At 60.6% G+C, this 3,213-nt stretch carries 4 protein-coding genes and 1 pseudogene; 2 read left to right on the forward strand and 3 right to left on the reverse strand.

Annotation, left to right across the window (positions count from 1 at the left end):
- A pseudogene (locus M0954_RS22260) lies at positions 1 to 218 on the reverse strand (VOC family protein); the annotation flags it as partial.
- A 107-nt stretch (positions 219 to 325) separates the two neighbouring features.
- On the opposite strand from M0954_RS22260, the gene M0954_RS22265 reads away from it, so the two are divergent.
- Positions 326 to 523, forward strand: a complete 198-nt coding sequence (locus M0954_RS22265) for a hypothetical protein (protein ID WP_367279528.1) — start codon at positions 326 to 328, stop codon at positions 521 to 523.
- 175 nt (positions 524 to 698) lie between these two features.
- Here the strand turns inward: M0954_RS22265 and M0954_RS22270 are convergent, their stop codons facing one another.
- Both M0954_RS22270 and M0954_RS22275 read right to left on the reverse strand, forming a co-directional pair.
- Complete coding sequence (locus M0954_RS22270) at positions 699 to 1,343, reverse strand: response regulator transcription factor (RefSeq protein ID WP_123386669.1); 645 nt, start codon at positions 1,341 to 1,343, stop codon at positions 699 to 701.
- Positions 1,344 to 1,345: 2 nt separating this feature from the next.
- The gene (locus tag M0954_RS22275) at positions 1,346 to 2,752 is read right to left on the reverse strand and encodes a cache domain-containing protein (RefSeq protein ID WP_122157381.1); all 1,407 of its coding nucleotides are present in this window, start codon (positions 2,750 to 2,752) and stop codon (positions 1,346 to 1,348) included.
- Positions 2,753 to 2,942: 190 nt separating this feature from the next.
- Here M0954_RS22275 and M0954_RS22280 point away from each other — a divergent pair, with 190 nt between their 5' ends.
- A complete protein-coding gene (locus M0954_RS22280) occupies positions 2,943 to 3,140 on the forward strand; it encodes a DUF3311 domain-containing protein (RefSeq protein ID WP_122157382.1) in 198 nt (65 codons plus the stop codon).
- Positions 3,141 to 3,213: the final 73 nt, after the last annotated feature.

A 3,213-nucleotide genomic window follows, 5' to 3' on the forward strand; every position in this document is an offset into this window, starting at 1 on the left:
AGGGACTTCGGGCTCGCCATGTCCTCCGCCCATGCACGGCACACCATCACGTAGCTGTCGCCAAACCGCATTTCCGAATGGGCGAGCTGGCCGTCGTTGTCCGTGACGACAAACTGACGTTCGAAGCCGAAGGCTTTCTCGAGCCAGTCTAGTGCGGCAAGCGGGTCGTCGTAGTAGATCGCAGCGCCCAAGGATGGACGTGAAAGTGCCTCACTCATGGCAGTCTCCTTTCATAAACTAACTGGTTAATATTTAATATATTAGTTTAGTAAATGAGAATGTCAACAGCGACGAACACCTGCTGAGTCAGTCAGGCCTCGCGCTGTTGGCTGCGCCCCGTCAGGAGATCGAAGCGATCATCGCGCAACTCGGCGGCACACTATCCCGTTACGGTGGCATGGACGCCGAACGGCTGCGGCTTCTGACGAACGCAACGCGCGAGCGAGGCTGGTCGGTGATTGGCAACCACGCCGCCAAGGGCGCGCTCGCAGTAGGCGTGGCTGTGCGCGACCGTCAGGGGTGACCGGTGGCTACCGTGAACGTCACTACGCCCATTGAGCGGATGGTGCGCCAGCGGCAGGAGTCCATCGCAGGCGGCATGAAGGCAGCACTGACGACTTTTCTCGGCGAAGGGCTTTGAAGAGGCCGCACCAAGTTGCCCTTCTTTTCAGGCTATGAGCGAGATCCGCCGCCCGTCTCTAACTTTTTCTCCGGTTCTCCACAGCGAACTTGATCAACTCCGCCTGCCCTTCAATATCGAGTTTGCGTTTCATATTGAGGCGATGCGTCTCCACAGTACGCACGGACAGCCCATTACGCTGTGCAATCTGCTTACTCGAAAGGCCTTCCGCAAGCGCATCGAGAATGTCCCGCTCTCGCGGCGTCAGTTGCTCGACGGGGGTTCGCATTGCTGACGCCTGAATCATTCTTGCCCCAAGGCCTGGGCTAAAGAACGTGCGCCCCTCGAGCACCGCGCCAATTGCCTGGACGATTTCTGTTGCGGGCGAATCCTTGAGCACATAGCCGCTCGCACCGGCCCGTACCGCCTGCGTCAAATACTCTATGTTGTCGTGCATCGAAAGCATGAGCACCCGGATCGCCGGAAACCGTTCGTGGAACAAACCGGCGAGCGCGATACCGTTCATCCCGCTCATCCCGACATCCATTAACGCCAGATCGGGATTCTGCCCAACGGCAAGCGCCAGCGCTTCATCCGAATTGCCAGCCTCGCCAACGACCTCGAGATCCGGTACGGCCTCAAGCCGCGCGCGCAGGCCGTCACGCACCAACGGATGATCGTCGACCAGGATCAGGCGCGCGACGCGCGATGGGACGTCGTTCATATTCAGCTTTCCTCCGAATGCCGGATGGGCGAGGTCGCCGTGATTGGCACGTGCGCCGTCACGTTCGTATGACCCGGTTGCGACACCAGCGACAGGCTCCCACCCAGGGTCTCGAGCCGTTCGCGCATGTTGCGCAGACCAACGCCCGCGTTCGGATCCACAAGCGCACGCTCCACGTCGAAGCCGCAACCGTTATCCGCAATCGATAACGTAACAGCGCTTGCCGACACCTCGAGGGAAAGCGCCGCGCGCGATGCCCGTGCGTGGCGCACGATGTTCGTGAACGCTTCCTGCGCGATACGGAACACCACCGTATTGACGGCATCGGGCAACAAAGCCGCGTGCGTGTGAGCGATCTGCGTGAAGCCTATTTCGATCCCGGACTGCTCGCTCAATTCGCGTGTCAGTTGCTGGAGTGCGGCGGCCAGCCCCAGATCGTCGAGCATTGCCGGCCGTAGCGCATGCGAGATGCGGCGCACTTCGCGCAACGTGTCACCGAGGCGCGCGAGGCTCGTGGACAGCGCCGCTTCCGCGGCCGGCACGCGCGCCTCGCCGCGCTCGAAGCGCATCAGCGCCGACTCAAGCAGAAGTTTCACCGACACCATCATCTGGCTGATGCCATCGTGCAGTTCGCGCGACAGCCGTGCCCGTTCGTTCTCCAGCGATTCGACCGCCTGCTGTGCGAGGCGCTTTAACTTTGCATCGGCGCTACGATACTCGCTGACGTTCAGCACCAGCGCGCACAACGCGATCACGCCGAGCCCGGTCAGCGCGATCGCACCGATCCACATCATCGTGCGCTCGATGTTAGCCGACGCACGCTGATCGATTTGCGCCAGCGCCGTATCCACGTCGTCCAGATAGATGCCGGTGCCCATCATCCAGCCCCAGCGCTCGAGCGGTACGACATAGCCGAGCTTCGGCGCAAGCTTGCCCGTCGACGGACGGTGCCACACATAGCGCACATAGCCGCCGCCGTGCGACGCCGCAGCGATCAGTTGCTGGATCACCAGCGCACCCTGCGGGTCACGCATGGTCCACAGATCTCGGCCGACCAGATCCGGCTCGCGCGGATGCATCAGCGAGCGGCCGTGCATGTCATAGACGAAGAAATAGCCGTCCTTGCCGAAGTCCATTTTCTCCAGCGCGGCAAGTGCGCGGCTGCGCAGCATGGCGTCATCGCGAGCGTTGTCGCGGGACGCATCGTAAAGCGGTTCGATTGTGCTCGTTGCGAGTTCGACGTAATGCCTGAGCTCGATTTCCTTGCTCGCCATATACGCTGCCTGCATGGTCGCGTGTTGTGTACCTGCGAGCGCGGTGGCTTCCGCGCGCACGCCGAGCTCGATGCCCGCAATGGCGGCAAGAAATGGCACGATCGCTAGCAGAAAGATCTTCGCTTTGAGTTTCATCGATTCAACCGACGGTTGAGGGGCTACGTAGTAGTACGTAGATAGCTTACGTAGTTGTGCGCTTGTGAGGGCATGGACGAAAGCGAATACTACACGCGCAGCGCACGCCGCACACCCGGGTATGCGCTGCGCGACCCTGTCGCGATTCGCCCAAACATACGATCAATAACAACAGATACAAGGAGAAATCTTGGAGACTACTCATTCGCCCGGCCGCTCCTGGCTATGGCTCATCCTGCTGATACCGTATATCGCGCTGCTCTGGCTGCCGTTCTATAACGACACACATCCTTCGTTCGCCGGCTTCCCGTTCTTCTACTGGTATCAGCTCCTCTGGGTGCCGCTTACGTCCCTGCTGATCTACGTTGTCTACCGGGGGCTGAAATGAGCGATGCGATTCCAGTCAATCCGGTCGCCATGGCCGTTTTCATTTTCTTCTTCCTGCTGGTCACCGTCGTGGG

The organism is Paraburkholderia sp., from assembly GCF_026225065.1.
Lineage (GTDB): Bacteria > Pseudomonadota > Gammaproteobacteria > Burkholderiales > Burkholderiaceae > Paraburkholderia.

Coding starts and splice junctions, on each gene's coding strand:
- M0954_RS22270 (WP_123386669.1), bottom strand. CDS start 1,343: ATGAACGACGTCCCATCGCGCGTCGCGCGCCTGATCCTGGTCGACGAT.
- M0954_RS22275 (WP_122157381.1), bottom strand. CDS start 2,752: ATGAAACTCAAAGCGAAGATCTTTCTGCTAGCGATCGTGCCATTTCTT.